Below are 18,720 nucleotides of genomic sequence, written 5' to 3'. Positions count from 1 at the left end.
GTTCAGCGTTTAAAGTTGGCTGCCACAAAGGGCAGTTTTGCGACGGTGACCGGCACGCGCTTGCCGCGCAGCTCACCGAATATCTGGGTCTCAAGGGCTGCGTGCTCTGCCGTGACATAGCCCATGGCGACAGGGCCGCCCACGGTTGGGCCAAAGCCACCGGAGGTGATGGTGCCGATCGGCGCGCCCCCTTCGGCAGCGGCATAAAGCACAACGCCTTCGCGCATCGGCGCGCGACCTTCGGGCTTCAGTCCCACACGCTTGCGCGGGGCCTTCCCGCCAAGATCGGCAAAGACCGCATCCGCACCGGGAAAGCCGCCCGCGCGGTCGCCACCCGGGCGACGCACCTTCTGGATGGCCCAGCCCAGCGCGGCCTCAAACGGGCGCGTTTCGGTGTCGATGTCGTGACCATAGAGGCAAAGACCACCCTCAAGGCGCAGCGAGTCCCGCGCACCAAGGCCGATGGCCTCAACGTCGGGCTGTTCCAGCAGCGCGCTGGCAAACTGCGCCGCCACTGCCTCGGGGACGGAGATTTCATACCCGTCTTCGCCGGTGTAGCCGGACCGCGAAATCCACAGCTCGGCCCCCGCGTAGTCAAATGTCGCCACATCCATGAATTTCATCGCCGCTACACCCGGCACCAGCGCCTCCAGTGCCGCTTCGGCAGCCGGGCCTTGCAGGGCCACAAGCGCGCGGTCGGTGACTGGCTCGACGCTGATTGCAGGTTCCAGCGCGGCTTTCATACGGGCGATGTCGGCGTCTTTGCAGGCGGCGTTCACGACGACAAACAGATGGTCGCCACGGTTGGCAAACATCAGGTCATCCTCGATGCCGCCCGCGTCGTTGGTGAACAGACCATAGCGCTGACGGCCCTCGGAAAGCCCCAGCACATCCATCGGCACCAGTTTTTCAAAGGCGTTTGCGACGGCCTCATAGCTCTCACCGCGCAGGATCACCTGCCCCATGTGGCTGACATCAAAAAGCCCGGCCTTTTCGCGCGTATGAGTGTGTTCCTTCATGATCCCCAGCGGATATTGCACGGGCATGGAATAGCCTGCAAAGGGTACCATCTTGGCCCCGAGGCTTTCGTGCAATTCAGTAAGGGGGGTGGTCTTCAGATCCGACATTTCGGCCTGCCTTCCGCGTCTGCGGCCGGTGCGGTCAAATCACAACATGTCAACGCGTCGTTTGGCATCCGGCATCCAAGGTTTTGCGCAGGCTCCGCCTGCACGCTTTGATGCCCCCTCTGTCCCTTCGCCTGAGATCGTTATCCCTTCGGCGTCCCGGTCTGGCCGGGCTCTCTCCAGAGTCGTTCATGCACACGGTCCTGGTGGCCTGAGAGTTTCCGGGGCGGTTGCTCCTTCGGCACCGAACCTGCGCACCAACGCGCTGGATCCGGTTCTCCCATGTGCTTGGGCGGACGCTATCAGCGCGCCGGGAGTGGCGCAAGACGGAATCAGGACCTAACCTGTCGCAAATCGTGTGAGCCGATATCGCACAAACCAGCCACACCGCGATTGTATCAAGCTGTTGGCTTTATTGTGCGGGTGGATTGCCGGGACCCGGAACCGCTGCCATAGCTTTCGCCATGAAGATCGCGATCAACGGATTCGGCCGCATCGGCCGTACAATCTTGCGCCAGATCCTGACCAGCCCGCGCGGCTCCGGGATCGAGGTTCAGTGCATCAACGACATCGCAGATCCGGAGATGTGCGCCTACCTGTTTCAATACGACAGCACCTTTGGCCCCTACCCGGGCAGCGTCTCGCTGGAGGACGGCGCGCTGTGCATCGAGGATCGCCGTATCCCGTTGCACCAGCAGGCAAATGTCACGACGCTTGATCTGTCGAACACCGATGTTCTGCTGGATTGCACCGGCATCGCCCGCACCACCGACCTGGCCCAGCGCGGCCTGAGCGCCGGCGCCAGCAAGGTCCTGATTTCCGGCCCCTCGCCGGCGGCAGAGGTCACGGTGGTCTATGGTGTCAACGATGGCGACCTTGGGGGCGCCAAGATCGTATCCAACGCGTCCTGCACCACCAACGCCGTGGCTGGGCTGGTGCAACTGGTGGATCAGGTGGCTGGAATCGAAACCGGCCATATGACCACGATCCACTGCTACACCAATTCGCAGCCGATGGTGGATGCGCCGCGTGGCGATTTTGCCCGTTCGCGCGGTGGTGCTCAGTCGATGGTGCCCACCACCACCTCCGCCATGCATCTGATCGATGTGGTGCTGCCTCACCTCAAAGGCCGCATTTCCGGAGCTGCGGTGCGCGTCCCCACCGCCAGCGTGTCCGCGGTGGATCTGGTCGCCCAGCTCAACAGCGCCTGGAACGAAAAGGACCTGCTCGCTGCGCTGCAAGCGGTGGCAGAACATTCGCCGATCCTCGGCTGGACCGACCAGCCGCTGGTGTCGTCGGACCTGCGCGCACGTCCCGAATCCCTGATCGTTGCCGCGCCCGAAACCCGCATGGTTGCCGGCCAGCAGCTGCGGATCTTTGGCTGGTACGACAACGAATGGGGCTTTTCGGCCCGCATGCTGGATGTTGCCAGCGCCATGGCGCGCGAGACCTGATCGGCAGTTTTTTGCCATCCCTGCCCCACCAAAGACCCCACGGCACAGGCTGCCGCTGTGCCGGAGGTTTTAAGAGCACAGTCATGCGTGTAGCGTCGACAATGCTCGCATGGGGGCTAGTTCCCCCGCATACCTTATGTTGATTGCCCGCTGCCGGAGACCCAATGACTCGCATTCGCCCCACGCGCCCGCATGCGCGCCGCCTGCTCCGAGCCTTGCGACCCGTTCTGTTCACGTCCTCCCTGAGCCTGGGCCTGATCGGCGCTGGAACGGCAGCGCATGCGCTGGATACCCGGCTCTCCGCCCCCAAGGCGCCCGAAGACCTGACAGAACGGCTACAGGGTGCCAGCGCGTCATTGGCACTGGGCGACGGGGCGGAACTGCAGGAAGTCCTGGCCGCGGCGCTGTCCGATTACCGCACGCTGGTGCAGGTGCTCTATGATGCCGGATATTTCGCCCCGGTGGTCAACATCCGGCTCGACGGGCGCGAAGCTGCCAATATCAACCTGCTCAACCCGCCGCGCGCAATCGATCAGGTTGCGATTACCGTGGACCCCGGCCCCACCTTCACTTTCGGACAGGCCGAGGTTACACCGTTGCCCGATACGGAACCGACGGATCTGCCCGAAGATTTTGCCCCGGGGCGCCCTGCCAGCACCGGCGTCATCCAGGAGGCCGCCACCGCCGGGCTCAGCGCATGGGATCGGGCCGGGCATGCCAAGGCGGAGCTTGCCGCGCAATCCATCACCGCAAATGCCGTGCAAAAACGGCTTGATGCCGAACTCCGGATCGCGCCGGGACCGCGGTTGCGCCTCGGCCAGTTGCGCATCGAGGGCGAGTCGGATGTGCGACGCGAGGCGATCCAGCGGATCGCCGGATTTGCCACCGGCCACACGTATCACCCAGACCTTGTTTCGAAATCCGCAACCCGGCTGCGGCGCACCGGTGCCTTTTCCGCGGTCACCCTGCGACAGGCAGAGACCCCGAACCCGGACGGAACGCTCGATTTCATTGCAAAGGTCGAGGACCTGCCCAAACGACGGTTCACCTTCGGGGTTGAGGTTTCGTCCTCCGAGGCGGTGGAACTCAGCACCAGCTGGATGCATCGCAATCTCTTTGGCGCAGCCGAGCGGCTGAAGATTGATCTCGCCGTCAGCGGTCTGGGCGGTGACGACATCGACGGCAGCATTTCCGCCCGCCTTGATCGTCCGGCCGCGCTTGGAACCGATGAAACCCTGTTCTACGTCGCATCGCTGGAACAGCTGGAAGAAGAACATTATTCCGCCTCCAGCGCCACCGGTGCGATCGGGGTGCGGCGCACTGTATCGGATACCACCTACGTCGAAGGCGCGGTTGGGCTGCGCTACGTGCATGCCGATGATGCCTATGGGGATGACCGGGAGTTCACGTATCTCGCCGCCCGACTGCGCGGTGAAAAGGACAAGCGCAACATCAAGACCGATGCGACCGCGGGATACTATCTCGATGGTGAGATCGTGCCCTTTGTCGGCATCGATGGCGGCGATCCCGGCGTGCAGATCAATATCGATGCCCGTGGCTACAGGTCCATTGGTGCCTCCGGGCGCATCGTGCTGGCCGGCCGGCTGCAACTGGGGTCGCTGATCGGCCCCTCGCCGGGGGATGTGTCCCCGACACTGCTGTATTTCTCTGGCGGGGCCGGATCGGTGCGCGGGCAGGAATTCCAGTCTCTCGGCATTGATGTGGGCGGGGACACCGCGGGCGGTCGCGGCTATCTGGCGATGTCGGGCGAGATCCGGGGCCGGCTCACCGATACGATTTCGCTGGTCGGGTTCTACGACATCGGTTTCGTGGATGAGAGCAGCTTTGTCAGTGGTGACAGCGAATACCACGCAGGTGCCGGGATCGGGTTGCGCTATAACGTGACGGGGATCGGCCCGATCCGACTCGACCTCGCGATGCCTGTCTCGGGCGACACCGACGACGGGCTCCAGTTTTACATCGGGATAGGACAGGCGTTTTGAAACAGTCCCCTCGCAGTTCCATCATGATCGTGACCCTGGCAGCGGGCGTCTCCCTGACGCCAGCGCCGGTCATGGCCCAGCAAGATGCTTCCGAATCCGGGGGGCTGCTGGTGTCCTTCCTGGAGGATACGCTTTCCAACGACTCGCGCGCCATCCGGGTGCAAGGGCTCGACGGCGCGTTCTCCTCCCAGGCCCGCATCGAACGCCTCACGGTTTCGGATGAGGACGGCATCTGGCTGACCGTCGAAGGGGCCGAACTGGACTGGAACCGGCTGGCGCTGGTGCGGGGCCGGTTTTCGGTGAACCGGCTGAAGGCCGACCGCATCATCGTGGAGCGCAGCCCCAAGCCGCTCCCGGCGGATCCGGAGCTGCCAACACCGGAGGCAACGCCGTTCTCGCTGCCAGATCTGCCGGTGTCGCTCGAAATCAGTGAAATCGCCGCTGGTGAGATCCAGCTGGGTGCCGCCCTTGTGGGCCAGCAGGCGTCCCTGTCGCTCGACGGCGGACTTACCCTTGCCGATGGCGCGCTGGATACCCGGCTGCAGGTAGCGCGTCTGGATCGGCCCGGAGACACGCTCTCCCTGACCGCCTCCTTTGCCAATTCCAGCGAACAGCTGGCGCTCGACTTGCTCCTCGACGAAGCCGCCGGAGGCCTGGTCTCGACGGCCCTCGACCTGCCCGGCCGACCCGACCTGAGCCTTGCGGTCCAGGGCGAGGGGCCGCTGTCGGATTTCACCGCCGACATCGGGCTGGCCACAAACGGCCATGACCGGATCAACGGATCCGTGAGCCTCACCGGACTGGCCGATGTTGCAGCGGGCGCCGACGCCGGGTTGGCCTTTTCCGCCGACCTCGGCGGCAATATCGACCCGTTGCTGAAGCCCGACTACCGCCCCTTCTTTGGCCCCGGCCTGCGCGCCACGGTCAAGGGGCAGACGCTGCCCGAAGGCGGCCTGGATCTGGAAAGCCTGGCGCTGCGCACCCAGGCCCTGCGCCTGACCGGAGCGCTCTCGCTCGTCGGTGGCACACTGGAGACCGCAAACCTCAAAGCCGGCATCACCCCGCCGGACGGGCGGACCGCGGTCATTCTGCCGGTCTCTGGCGCGGATACCACGGTGGCGCGGGTGGATCTGGCCTTGCAGAAGCCGGCAGGCGAAAACTGGCAGATCAATGGCGAGATCGACAGCCTGCGCACCCCGGATGTGGCGCTCTCCCGCGCGGTGATCAGCGCCGCCGGATCGCTCGATCAGAGCAGCGGTTTTGCACTGGACGGCGCCCTCGACGCGCGGCTCAGCGGTTTTGTCCTGTCCGACCCCGCCCTGGCAGCCGCCACCGGCAGTGAATTGACCCTGAGCAGCAGGCTCACCACGGAGGATGGCGCCGATTTCCTGATCCGGGACCTGGATCTGCAAGGTGAGGACTACGGCGCACGCGGCGAAATCCGTTTCAACGGTGTTGAAAACGATCTGAGGATCGCCACCAGCCTGGCGCTCACAAGCGAAAATCTGGGCCGCTTTTCCAGTCTCGCGCAACTGGAGCTTGCCGGCTCTGCGAACGCGGATGTGACCGCGCATGTTCAGCCCCTGAGCGGCGCATTTGGTGTTGATCTCACGCTCAATGGACGTGATCTGCAAACCGGGATCGCGGATGTCGATCCGCTGCTTGTCGGCACAAGCACGCTCGCGCTGGTCGCCGCTCGCGATACGTCAGGCCTGCGGATCGACAGCTTCGACCTTCAGACCGCAGAAGTCTCTGCCACCGGTCAAGGCACGCTCGACAGCGGTGCCGGCGCGATCAAGCTGGATGCACGGCTGGCCCGGCTGGAGCGATTTGTTCCCGACCTGCCGGGTCCGGTGACCCTGACGGCAAATTTTGACAGCGCCGGTGATCGGCTGGACGGGACCGCGAAATTGCGCGGACCGCAGGACACCCGACTGGATCTGAACGGCACCTTTACCCTGGATGGCAGCGCCCAGTTCGGATTTGACGCCCATATCGACCAGCCCCAGGCCTTCGCTCCGCAGCTTGCGGGCGCGCCTCTCACTCTGACAGGCGACGCAAACCGGCGCGATGGCACCTGGACCGGCCAAGCCGACGTCAGCGCCACCGGCGGCACCCAGGCCCGTGTGACCGCCCGGTTCGACGAGGCCCGCGGCGACATGGATCTGGAGCTGTCCGCGCTTGTCGCCCGCATCGCGCAGTTCGTGCCGTCGATCCAGGGCCAGGCAACCACCAACCTGAATGCCACCCGCCGGGACGGCAGATGGGACGGCACCGGCGCTGTCACCGGCCCCGGCGACAGCACTGCAGAGTTTGACGCAACATTTGCAGAGGCCACCGGAGATGTGGACCTGAGCCTGACCGCCGACGTCGGCCGTGTCAGCGTCTTTGCTCCGACGCTCAGCGGTACTGCCTCCGCCGAGATCAGCGGCACCCGGCGCTCCGGCACCTGGGCGGGACGCGGCCGCCTCGCCGGACCGGCTGGCGCCCGCATCGACCTCTCCGGCGACTTCAACGAAAGTGACGGCGCCGCGCAGCTCAGTTTCGATGCGGCCGTCGAACGATTGCAGCAGATCATACCGGGTCTCGACGGCGTGTTGACGGCGCAGGGTGAGGCCGCCCGCAGCGATGGCATCTGGCAGATTGACTCAACGGCCCGCGGCCCGCTGGGGATCGATTCCAGAATTTCCGGTTCCTGGGATGAGGCCCAAGCCCGGGCGGATATCTCTGCCAACGGCTCCTTGCGACTGGAAGGCGCCAATGCCTTTATCAAGCCCAACCTCCTGAAGGGTCTGGCGCAATTCGATCTGACCCTGCGGGGACCGGCGCAGCTGAGTTCGCTCAGCGGAACCGTGACCACCGCGGACGCGCAGTTGGTTCTGCCACAAGCAGCGCAGGCCATTGACGGCATCCGCACACGCGTCAGCCTGAACAACGGCTCCGCCTCCCTGTCGCTCGACGCCCGCCCGCGCGATGGCGGCGACATCAGCGTCAGCGGCCCGGTGTCCCTGACCGCCCCCTATTCGGGAAACCTGCAGATCCGGTTGTCGGAGGTGGTCCTGACGGACAACCTGTCCTATCGCAGCTCCCTGGGCGCAAACCTCCGCCTCTCCGGCCCCCTGGCGGGCAACAGCCGCCTGAGCGGGCGCGTCGATGTGGGCGAGACCAACATCAACCTCAATACCGCAGGCGGCGCGGTCTCTGCCGCGCCCATTCCGCCCATCCGCCATCGCGGCCAGTCGCGCGCCCAGACCGCCACACGCATCCGCGCCGGGCTGGTGGATACCGGCGGCGGCGGGGGCGCGGCCAGAAACTCGGATATTGCGCTCGATGTGCAGGTCAATGCCCCAAACCGCATCTTTGCCCGGGGGCGCGGCCTCAATGCGGAGCTGGGCGGCACGATCAACGTCCGGGGCACCACGTCGAATATCGCGCCCTCCGGCCAGATCGGGCTCATTCGCGGCACCTTCGATATTCTGGGGCGCCGGCTCAATCTGGATGAGGGTCGCATCACGCTGCTCGGAGACCTGAAACCCTATCTGGAGTTCATCTCGACCGCCAATACGGAACAGGGCACCGCCACCCTGTCGATCTCCGGCCGTATCGACGGCCCTGAAATCAAGGTGACCTCCGAGCCACCGCGCCCCAGCGAAGAAGCCCTGGCGCTGCTGTTGTTCGGCGACAATATCCAGGACATCTCGCCGCTGGCGCTGGCACGGCTGGCCGGGTCCGCGATCACGCTCAGCGGGCGTGGCGGCGGGGCGCAAAAGGCACTGCGGGACACCACCGGCGCGGACAATGTCGACATCAGCGCCAACAATCTCGGTGTCGGGCAGCTCGGTCTGGGCGGGTACCTTGCAGACAATGTCTATACCGATCTGAACGTCACCGCCGAAGGGGACAGCGAACTCACCATCAACCTCGACCTGACCAAATCCCTGACCGTGACCGGCAAGGCCGACAGTGTCGGTGAAACCGGCCTCGGCCTCTATTTCAAACGGGACTACTGACCCTTTGAACCAGTTGCATTGCCGGGCAGGTCACGTAGGGTCGAACCAGGGCTCGCCAGGAGCCGTAATGCGCGAGCCCCATGACTGACGTTTCCTGTTCCGCCACCGCCGCCCGTTTTGCAGATGTCGATGCCGTGGTGATCGGCCGCAACGAGGGCGCGCGACTGGTCGCGTGCCTCCAGAGCCTGTCCGGGCAGGTCAATCGCATCATCTATGTGGACAGCGGCTCCACCGATGGATCGCTTGAGGCGGCAGAGGCGCTTGGGGCGGAGATCGTGTCGCTGGACATGTCCCTGCCCTTTACCGCCGCGCGCGCCCGCAATGCCGGGTTGGAGCGCCTGAACGCGGGGCACGCCGGGGCCCTGGTCCAGTTTCTGGATGGCGATTGCAGCCTGGTGTCCGACTGGCTGCCTGCGGCGGTTGCGTTCTTTGCTGACCGCCCGGATGTGGCGGTGGTCTGCGGGCGGCGACGCGAAGAGGCGCCCGATGTCAGCATCTACAACCACCTGTGTGATCTGGAATGGGATACGCCCGTGGGCGAAGCGACGGCCTGTGGCGGCGACGCCCTGATGCGCCGCAGCGCCGTGGGTCAGGTTGGCGGCTACCGGGACAGCCTCATCGCAGGTGAGGAGCCGGAAATGTGCCTGCGCCTGCGCCGGGCGGGATGGAAGATTTGGCGCATCGACGCGGAAATGACCCGGCATGACGCCCGCATGACGCGGTTCGGGCAATGGTGGAACCGAAGCCGCCGCGCCGGCCATGCCTTTGCCGAAGGCGCGTATCTGCATGGCGCGCCTCCCGAACGGCACTGGGTTGCGGAAACCCGCCGCGCCCTCGTCTGGGGGGCACTGCTGCCGGTGCTGACGCTCACCCTGCTTGCGGTTGCGCCGCCTGCGGCAGGGCTTGTCGCACTGGCCTATCCGGCGCAATTCCTGCGGCTGTCACTGCGGGACGGGCCAAAACGGGCCTGGTTTTCGATCCTCGGCAAGTTTGCCGAGGCCCTGGGCGTGTGCGAGTTTCACCTCAACCGGATACGCGGGCGGCATCGCGGGCTGATCGAATACAAATAGGCTAGTCCGCGGCGGGCCCCGCCCGCAGCCGCAACCGCAGGGCCTGCAGGATCTGACGCGGCAGAATCGCAAAGCATTTCGCATAGCGCGGCAGCAGGCGCATCGGGTTGCTCAGCATGCGCCAGAGCCATTCCATCGCCAGTCCCCGCACCCAACGCGGGGCCCGCGTCTGCGCCCCCGCAACAAAATCCAGCCCCGCCCCGATGGACGCAAAGCCCACCGCCGGAGCCAGCTGCCGCCCGAGTTGCGCGAATTGTTCCTGCTTGGGCGCGCCGAGGGCAATAAAGCACAAGCCGATGTCATGCTCGGCCAGCTCCGCCAGGATCTGCCGCGCCTCTTCCCCCTCGGGGTCGAAGTTTCGGCTGGGCGCATGTGTGTAGGCCACCTCCAGCCCGCGCACACGCTGCATCAATTCCGCCCGCGCCTGCGACAGGACAGACGCGGTCGAGCCGACAAACGCGACTTTGACACCAGCCTCTGCCGCCAGCGCGCACAGGGGGACCACCAGATCCGACCCCGGCATCAGCTCCACCGGGCGCCCTGCCAGTCGCGACAGCCACACGATGGGCCGACCATCGGCGACGATGAAATCCTGCGCCCGGTAGGCGGTCAGGAAGGCGGTATTTTCGGAAAGCTTCACCAGATGGTCCAGGTTCACCGTTGCCAGCGCAAAGCCCTCCGAACGCCCGAACCGGCGTTTCAGAGTTTTTGTGAGCGCAGTCCTGTCCGCCACATTGACCGCAACTGTCTGATTGTTGAACACAAAGTGCATGGCGATTCGGTTCACCTTTTGGGCTGATGATCCTGTTCTTTACGAAATTTCGTGAAGTCTGTGGCAGATCTTTCGGTTATCAATAGAACTGAATTCAGGTCGAAGTGGGGCGAAAAATAGGTGCCTAACGCAATTGCCTTTGCGATGTTGCTGGCCTGGCCGGTTGCGACGCTGGTGTTTTTCCAGCGGTTGCCGCTGCACCGGGCGATCCTGCTGTGCCTGGTGGGCGGCTATCTCATATTGCCCCCGACCGCGGCCTTCGACCTGCCCCTTGTTCCCGATCTCGACAAATTCTCGATCAGTTCGATCATGGCGCTGGTGGGGTGTCTGTTTGTCGCCAAGGAACCGGTTCCCCTCTTGCCCAAAGCGCTGTTCATGCGCCTGCTGGTGGCGATATTCGTGCTCTGCGCCATTCCGACGGTGCTGACCAATTCGGACCGGATCATCTTTGAATCGGTGCCCAACTCCGCTCCGATCATCTTCTACAACTCCGAACTTCCGGGCTTGCGGCTGCGCGACCTGGGGTCGGTGATGATGGGGCAGATCATCGTGCTGATCCCCTTTTTCATCGCCCGCCGGCATCTGTCCACGCCCGAAGCGCATCGGGAGCTGCTGATCGCCTTCTGCATTGCGGGACTGGCCTACTCCATCCCGGCGCTGATCGAAATCCGCCTCAGCCCGCAGATGAACGTCTGGATCTACGGGTTCTTCCAGCATGACTTTGCGCAGATGATCCGCCAGGGCGGTTATCGCCCGATCGTCTTCCTGCCGCACGCCCTGTGGTTGGCGCTTTTTGTGTTCAGCGCCCTGCTGGCGGCCACCTCGCTGGCCCGCGTCGCCCAGGGACGCGACCGGGTGCGCTTTGTCTGGGCGGCGATCTATCTGTTTGGCCTGCTTGTCCTGTGCAAAAGTATGGCGTCGCTCTCTTATGGGCTTGCCTTTACGCCCATCGTTGCGCTCGCGTCCTACCGCCTTCAGGTTAAGCTGGCTCTGGGCATTGCGCTGATCGGTTGCATTTATCCGATGCTGCGAAACGCCCATGTGATCCCGCTGGACACTATTCTGGCGCAGGTCGAGGCAATCAGCGAGGACCGGGCGCAATCGCTCGGGTATCGCTTTGAAAACGAGGAGGCGTTGCTGGCGCGTGCCGCCGAGAAACCGCTGTTCGGCTGGGGCGGCTGGGGGCGCAATCTGATGCGCGACGAGGAGACCGGGCGGATCCTGACAATCCCCGATGGCCACTGGATCATTGCCTTCGGCAGCTTCGGCTGGGTTGGCTATCTGGCGGAAATGGGGCTTCTGACCGGAACGCTGGGGCTGTTGTACTGGGCCTTGAGAGGCCGACGCAACAGGGAGATCTCACCGCATGTGGCCTGCATTTCACTGATCCTTGGAGCGACCATGGTGGATATGCTGCTGAATGATACACTGGTACCGATCACCTGGATGTGCGCCGGCGCGCTGCTCGGCTATGCGGAACGTCTCCTTCATCCGGGCATTTTTGATCCCCGTCGCCCGTTGTTTCAGGGGCGGCAGGAAATTGACACACCAGCAGACGGAAAGCGTTTGAGACCCGTCATACACTAGTTGCAAAGCATGCGCGGGCATCCGAGAGATCGCAATTTGGCCACAATGGCTCCTCTTGCCTGCCCAAGATGTTTCGCAAAATTCGCTTGTGTCGACTGGTGCAGCACAGGACCATGACCGGCCATAAGGGGCAGGACGGGGCCCGACGGTGACAACGCTGTATGCCGCCCATGCGGCGACGGTATGAACAGAAGAGTAGCGGTGGGGGCGCCGCCTTGATTTTGGGGGCCATAGTTTGGGGCGAGAACACAACAGCGCGAATGCAGTCAGCGGAGGAGGCTTCTCCGCCGATGATATTGCCGTGGTCGGCATGTCGGTCACCCTGCCCGGCGCATCCTCCATCCGCGCATTCTGGGCCAATCTGCGCGATGGCATCGAGTCGATCGAAGTCGTCGACGAAGACAGCCTGCTTGCAGCCGGCGAACGCGCCGAGACCTTGCGCGATCCCAACTACGTGCCCGCCTCGGCCCGGCTGCAGGGCTTTGACGAGTTTGACGCGGAGTTCTTTGGGTTTTCGCCCAAAGAGGCCGCGATCCTTGACCCGCAACACCGCAAGTTCCTCGAGGTCGCATGGGGCGCGATGGAGGATGCCGGTCACACACCCGAAAGCCTGAAAGGCCAGGTCGGTGTCTATGCGGGCTGCGGCATGGGCAGCTATTTCTATTTCAACATCTGCTCGAACCCGGATCTGGTCGATGACGTGGGCATGTTCCTCTTGCGCCATACCGGCAACGACAAGGATTTCCTGACCACGCGCGTCAGCCATGTCTTTGATCTCAAGGGACCATCGGTCAACGTGCAGACCGCCTGCTCCACCTCGCTGGTGGCGATCCACTACGCCGCCGAGGCATTGCGCAAGGGCGAATGCGATATGGCGCTGGCCGGTGGCGTAACGATCGAGCTGCCGCAGGGGCGCGGCTACCTCTACAAGGAAAACGAGATCCTGTCGCCCGACGGCCATTGCCACGCCTTTGACCACCGCGCGCAGGGCACGGTGTTCGGCTCTGGCGCGGGGGCGGTGGCGCTCCGGCGTCTCGGCGATGCGGTGGCCGATGGCGACCACATCTGGGCCGTCATCAAAGGCTCTGCGATCAACAACGACGGCGCGGCCAAGGCGGGATATCTGGCCCCTTCGGTGGATGGACAATCCGCGGCGGTGCGCAAGGCGCTGACGGCTGCACGGGTGAACCCTGAAACCATCGATTACGTCGAATGCCACGGCACCGGCACCTATATCGGCGACCCCATTGAGGTTGCCGCCCTCACCGATGCCTACCGCGATGGCACCGATGCAAAGGGCTATTGCCGGATCGGATCGGTCAAAACCAACATCGGCCATCTGGACACGGCAGCCGGCGTGGCGGGGTTTGTGAAAACCGCCCTCGCGCTGGACAGCAAATCGCTGCCGCCGTCGCTGGGGTATGAAAAACCCAATCCGACCATTGATTTTGAAACCTCGCCCTTCCGCGTGAACGATACGCTCTGCCCGTGGATTTCGCACAAAGGACCCCGGCGCGCCGCTGTGAATGCCCTTGGCGTCGGCGGCACCAATGCCCATGCGATCCTCGAAGAGGCCCCGGTGCGCGCGCCCTCCGAGGAAAGCGATTTCCCGTTTCAGGTGCTCTGTATATCCGGCCAGACCAAGGCCGCGCTGGAGGCAAACACGCAGAACCTCGCAACCTACCTGCGCGCCAACCCCGATGTGGAGCTGGCGGATGTGGCCTATACGCTCAAGGAAGGTCGCCGCGGCTTTGCCAAACGCCGCGTGGTGGTGGCCGAAACCGCGACGGACGCAGCCGACATGCTGGAAGCCGCCAACCCGCGCGAGGTCTTCACCCACGACCATCTCGGCGCGCATCCCGAGGTCGTGTTTATGTTCCCCGGCGGGGGGGCACAATTTGCGGGCATGGCGCGCGACCTCTATGAGACGGAGCCGGTGTTTGCCGACTGGATGGATCAGGGGCTGGACCATCTGGAAAAGAGCCTCGATTTCGACATCCGTGCCCTGTGGTTGCCGGACCCCGGCGCGGAGACAAGTGCTGATGCGGCGCTGCTGAAACCCTCGGTACAATTGCCGCTCATCATGATCGTGGAATATGCGCTGGCGCAGCTCTGGATCAGCTGGGGCGTCCGGCCTGCCGCCATGGTGGGCCATTCCATGGGGGAAAACACTGCCGCCTGTCTGGCCGGTGTCATGAGCTTTGAGGATTGCATCGACCTGGTGCAACTGCGGGGTCGGCTGTTTGATACGGTTGAGCCGGGCGGCATGTTGTCGATCTCGCTGCCGCTTTCTGAGGTCGAGACACTTGTGGGCGCGGATCTCGACATCGCCAGCGTAAACGCGCCGGAACTCACCGCTGTATCCGGCCCGAATGATCGCCTGGATGCGCTGGCCGAGACGCTGCGCGCCCGCGATGTGGAGTTCCAGCGTATTCCCATCGACATCGCCGCCCACAGCCGCATGCTGGAGCCGATCCTCGCGGCCTATGGCGATTTCCTGCGCCGTCTCGATCTGCAACCGCCGAACCTGCCGGTGATGTCCAACCGCACCGGCCAGCCGCTGACGCCGGAACAGGCCACCAGCGCCGACTACTGGGTCGAGCAACTGCGCAATACCGTGCGTTTTGCCGATTGCATCGAAACGCTCGCAACCACCAAGGGCCGCGTCTATCTGGAGGTCGGCCCCGGCAAGGCCCTCAGCGCCTTGGCACAAATGTCGCCACAGGTTGCGTCCGGTCAGGTGCTCAGCTCTCTGCGCCACCCGGAGCAGGATATCGCGGATGATGCCTATTTCTTTGGTATCATCGGCCGTCTCTGGGCCTGCGGTGTCGAGGCCGACTGGCCTCAGATCTGGGGCGATGCCCGCCGCAACCGTCTGAGCCTGCCCACCTACGCGTTCCAGCGCAGCCGCTACTTCATCGAACCCGGAAAATCGGTGCAAGCGCCCGAGGTTGCTTTGCCTGCACGACACGCGGACATTGCCGATTGGGGCTACCGCCCGGTCTGGCGGCCTCGTCTGGCCGATTGCACGCTGGATGTGGAAAACGAACTCACGCTGGAGCCGCAAACCTGGCTGATTTTTGAAGACACCACCGGACAGGCTGCCGCCTGCGCCGAGGCTCTTCTTGCCGCCGGTCACCGCGTGGCCCGCGTGCGGGCTGGGGACACCTATGCGCAGCTTGCGCCCGATCTCTATCAACTGGCCCCGGAAGAAGGCCGGTTCGGTACCGAGGCCCTGCTGGCGGATCTGGCCGAGGCGGATCTTCTGCCGCAGCGGATCGCGCATTTCTGGCTGGTCACCGACACCGAGGATTTCCGCCCCGGCTCCTCCTTCTTTGATCGTAACATCGAGATGGGGCTGATGTCGCTCACCGCCTTAGGACAGGCGCTGGCGCAGGCAGAGCTGCCGCATCCGGTGCACCTCAGCGTGCTGACCACCGGTGCTGCGCAGGTACGCGAGGAGCCCCTGCCCTATCCGGAAAAAGCAATGATCTCCGGCCCTGCGGGTGTGATCCCGCGCGAGATCCCCGGTGTCACCGTCGCGACCTGTGACATTGAGCTGCCGCAAGTCCCTGCGGGCCTTTCCGCCCTCCTATCCGGCGCCGAACCTGCCCCAATCACCTCGCGCCTGCTCGAAGAGCTGCTGGCCGCACCCGGCAACCACGCCGCCGCCTGGCGCGGCGAAAAACGTCTGGAGCTTGACTATCGCCCCGTGCCCCTCACGGCACCGATGGCAGGCGACCTGCCGCTGCAACCGGGGGGGCACTACCTCATCACCGGCGGCTACGGCGGCATCGGGCTGACGATCGCGGAGCACCTGATGCAGACGTATGAAGCGCGCATCACGCTTCTGTCCCGTGACGCCCTGCCACCGCGCGCCGAGTGGGACCGCTACCTGCGCCGCCACAGCCCGGCTGACCGGATCGCAACCCGCATTCGCGCCGTTCAAAAACTGGAGGCGACCGGACGCGGCGAAGTGCTCACGCTCAGCGCCGATGTCTGCAACCTCCAGGACATGCGCAACGCGGCAGAGGCCGCACGCGCCGCATTTGGCCCCATCACCGGCCTGTTCCACGGTGCAGGCCATATTGCCGACGCCCCCCTTCTGGCCAAGACAGATCGCCAGATCGCAGAGGTGCTCGCGCCCAAAGTGAACGGCCTGCGTGTGCTGGATCAGGTCTTCCCGGATGGCAGGCTTGACCTGATGGTGCTGTTCTCCTCCTCCTCCACCGTGACGCGCCCTGCCGGGCAGGTGGATTACGTGGCCGCCAACGACTACCTCAACGCCTGGGCGAAATCCCGTCAGGGCGGGCAAACCCGCGTGATGGCCATCGACTGGGGGATCTGGGCGGATGCCGGCATGGCAGCGGACGCTATGGCCGCCCGGCGCGGCAGCGCTGCCCCCTCGGACCCACTGCCGTCAGAGGCCGCGCTTTGGCAGACACAAGGCTTTGATCGCTCCGGCGCGCCGGTGTTCCGCAGCCGTTTTGACGCGCGCAGCGACTGGCTGCTGGATGATCACCGCACCCATGATGGCACCGCCCTGATCCCCGGCACCGGCAATATCGAGCTGATTGCCGAAGGGTTGGATGCGCTCGGCAGCACCGCGCCTTACGAAATCCGGGACCTCTATTTCCTGCAACCCTTTGTGGTCGAGGATCATAGGCCGCGCGAGGCGGTGATGCATCTGACGCCCGGTGCCGCAGGCTATGAGGTGCAAATCCACGCGGAAACGACAGAGGGATATGCACGCACGGCGCAGGCTGAGGTGGTCACGCTGGACCACAGTGCCGCCGCCCCCCTGGATCTGAATGCAATCTCCGCGCGCTGCACGCCGCAAGAGGCAGATGTCGCGGGCGGACGCATCAGGTCCCCGCAAGAAGCCAACCTGCGGTTTGGTCCGCGCTGGCATGTGCTGCAATCAGTGGCTCTTGGTCGAGCCGAAGGGCTCGCCCAGCTGTCCTTGCCTGATATTGCAGCAAGTGATGGCGCGCTGTTGCATCCGGGGCTAATGGATCTTGCCACCGGCTGGGCCATCGAACTTGCGCCGGGCTACGAGCCCAGCACGCTTTGGGTGCCGGTCTCCTACGGCACGATCAGGGTGCTCGCCCCGTTGACCAAGGACATCTACAGCCATGTGCGGCTTGCGGAGGGGCAGGCCGAGCAAGGCGCCGTGTTGTTTGACATCACCCTGTGCGATCCGGCAGGCAAGGTACTGGTGGAAATATCGCATTTCCGCATGCAGCAGCTGAGCGGCGGCTTCAACCTTCTGCCCACCCGCACCGACACCACAGCCGCCGCGCTTGGCCTGACCTCGGATGCGGAGACGCAGCCCCTGTCGCCGGACGAGCGGCGCCTGCTTGCCAATCTGGAGAATGGCATCCACACCAGCGAGGGCGGCATCGCACTGGAGCGCGCGCTCGCTGCGGGTCTGCCGCAGGTGATTGTCTCCTCGCTGGACCTCGACGCCCTGCGCCAGCAGGCGGACACCAGCGGGCAGACCGCCCCCGAAGGTGAAGGGCAGAGCTTTGACCGCCCCGATCTGGATACCGACTATGTTGCGCCCCGTACTGCAACCGAAGAGGCCCTCGCCGGTCATTTCGCCACACTGCTGGGATTGTCGCAAATAGGTGTCGAGGACAGTTTCTTTGATCTGGGCGGTCATTCCCTCATCGCCGTGCGGCTCTTTGCGCAGATCAAACGCAGCTTCGGTGTCGAGTTGCCAATGTCCGTGCTGTTTGATGCCCCGACCGTCGCCGCGCTGGCGACACGGATTGAGGCTGAGACCGGGCCGCTGGAGGCCCAGGGCAACGCCGCAGACGACCAAGAGGCCGCACCGCAGAGCTTCAGCCACCTCGTGCGCCTTGCCCCCGGCAAGGACAGCCAAGCCGCACCGATGTTCATCGTGGCGGGCATGTTTGGCAACGTGTTGAACCTGCGGCATCTGGCACAGATCCTTGGCGAGGATCGTCCGGTCTATGGGCTCCAGGCGCGTGGCCTGATCGGCACGGATGAACCGCACGAGCGGATCGAGGACGCCGCCCGCGACTATATCGCCGAGATGCGTCAGGTGCAGCCCGAAGGGCCTTATCTCATCGGTGGGTTCTCTGGCGGCGGCATCACCGCGTATGAGATCGCTCAGCAGCTCAAGGCCTCGGGCGAGGCGGTGGATGCGCTGGTGCTGCTGGATACGCCGCTGCCGGTGCGCCCTGACCTCAAACCCATTGACAAGGCGCTGATCAAGCTCGCTGAGATCCGCAGCAAAGGGCCCGGCTACCTCGGTGAATGGCTCCGCAACCGCATTGCCTGGGAAATTCGCAAGCGTCAGGACCGCCCTGCGGAAACCGGCGAGAGCACCGGTTTCAACAACCGCAAGATCGAACTGGCCTTCCTGCGCGCGGTGGCCGCGTACGAGGTTCAGCCCTGGACGGGTGCGGTGACACTCTATCGGCCTGTGCTGGACCGGCATTGGAAAGTATCTGGTGGGCAATGGGTGAGCCGAGACCGCGAATACGTCTACACGGACAACGACTGGACCCGTTTTGCGCAGTCACTGATCGTACGCGAGGTTCCCGGTGACCACGACGGTATGGTTCTGGTGCCCAACGTCAGCGTGCTCGGAAAAGAAATCCGCGATCTTCTCGGCCAAAGCGCACGGCAAAGCGCCGGGCCGCAGGACATCTCCAAGGCGGCAGAGTAA

8 protein-coding genes and 1 riboswitch are annotated in these 18,720 nt (G+C 64.6%); of the genes, 6 read left to right on the top strand and 2 right to left on the bottom strand.

Annotated features, from left to right (window positions below; translation table 11 throughout):
• Window positions 1-2: 2 nt before the first annotated feature.
• On the bottom strand, window positions 3-1,127 hold the full coding sequence (gene gcvT, locus MHM88_RS14085; protein ID WP_239366311.1) for a glycine cleavage system aminomethyltransferase GcvT: 1,125 nt from the start codon (window positions 1,125-1,127) through the stop codon (window positions 3-5).
• A gap of 185 nt (window positions 1,128-1,312) precedes the next feature.
• Window positions 1,313-1,417: riboswitch (glycine riboswitch) on the bottom strand.
• Between the two features lie 171 nt (window positions 1,418-1,588).
• On the opposite strand from gcvT, the gene MHM88_RS14080 reads away from it, so the two are divergent.
• The 4 genes from MHM88_RS14080 (at window position 1,589) to MHM88_RS14065 (ending at window position 9,661) form a co-directional block, all read left to right on the top strand.
• Window positions 1,589-2,578, top strand: a complete 990-nt coding sequence (locus MHM88_RS14080) for a type I glyceraldehyde-3-phosphate dehydrogenase (RefSeq protein ID WP_239366308.1) — start codon at window positions 1,589-1,591, stop codon at window positions 2,576-2,578.
• A gap of 164 nt (window positions 2,579-2,742) precedes the next feature.
• On the top strand, window positions 2,743-4,581 hold the full coding sequence (locus MHM88_RS14075; protein WP_239366306.1) for an autotransporter assembly complex family protein: 1,839 nt from the start codon (window positions 2,743-2,745) through the stop codon (window positions 4,579-4,581).
• Entirely contained in the window at window positions 4,578-8,591 is a 4,014-nt protein-coding gene (locus MHM88_RS14070; protein WP_239366304.1) for a translocation/assembly module TamB domain-containing protein, read from the top strand. Before MHM88_RS14075 ends, MHM88_RS14070 begins: the two co-directional genes overlap by 4 nt.
• Before the next feature lie 80 nt (window positions 8,592-8,671).
• Complete coding sequence (locus tag MHM88_RS14065; RefSeq protein ID WP_239366290.1) at window positions 8,672-9,661, top strand: glycosyltransferase family 2 protein; 990 nt, start codon at window positions 8,672-8,674, stop codon at window positions 9,659-9,661.
• Window position 9,662: 1 nt separating this feature from the next.
• On the opposite strand, the gene MHM88_RS14060 is transcribed toward MHM88_RS14065, so the two are convergent.
• Window positions 9,663-10,433 carry a WecB/TagA/CpsF family glycosyltransferase gene (locus MHM88_RS14060; protein ID WP_239366287.1) on the bottom strand — a complete coding sequence of 257 codons (771 nt, stop codon included), beginning with the start codon at window positions 10,431-10,433 and terminating at the stop codon, window positions 9,663-9,665.
• A gap of 120 nt (window positions 10,434-10,553) precedes the next feature.
• Between MHM88_RS14060 and MHM88_RS14055 the strand changes: the two genes are divergently transcribed.
• Both MHM88_RS14055 and MHM88_RS14050 read left to right on the top strand, forming a co-directional pair.
• Complete coding sequence (locus MHM88_RS14055; protein ID WP_239366284.1) at window positions 10,554-12,020, top strand: hypothetical protein; 1,467 nt, start codon at window positions 10,554-10,556, stop codon at window positions 12,018-12,020.
• A gap of 235 nt (window positions 12,021-12,255) precedes the next feature.
• The gene (locus MHM88_RS14050) at window positions 12,256-18,720 is read left to right on the top strand and encodes a type I polyketide synthase (protein WP_255734654.1); all 6,465 of its coding nucleotides are present in this window, start codon (window positions 12,256-12,258) and stop codon (window positions 18,718-18,720) included.

Origin of the sequence: Epibacterium sp. MM17-32 (assembly GCF_022348205.1) — a bacterium.
Taxonomy (GTDB): domain Bacteria; phylum Pseudomonadota; class Alphaproteobacteria; order Rhodobacterales; family Rhodobacteraceae; genus Epibacterium.
This window is presented reverse-complemented; position numbering and strand designations above follow the sequence as displayed.

Excerpts from the sequence above, each read along its gene's own strand:
- gcvT (WP_239366311.1), bottom strand. The coding sequence starts at position 1,127 with ATGTCGGATCTGAAGACCACCCCCCTTACTGAATTGCACGAAAGCCTC.
- MHM88_RS14080 (WP_239366308.1), top strand. The coding sequence starts at position 1,589 with ATGAAGATCGCGATCAACGGATTCGGCCGCATCGGCCGTACAATCTTG.
- MHM88_RS14075 (WP_239366306.1), top strand. The coding sequence starts at position 2,743 with ATGACTCGCATTCGCCCCACGCGCCCGCATGCGCGCCGCCTGCTCCGA.
- MHM88_RS14065 (WP_239366290.1), top strand. The coding sequence starts at position 8,672 with ATGACTGACGTTTCCTGTTCCGCCACCGCCGCCCGTTTTGCAGATGTC.
- MHM88_RS14060 (WP_239366287.1), bottom strand. The coding sequence starts at position 10,433 with ATGCACTTTGTGTTCAACAATCAGACAGTTGCGGTCAATGTGGCGGAC.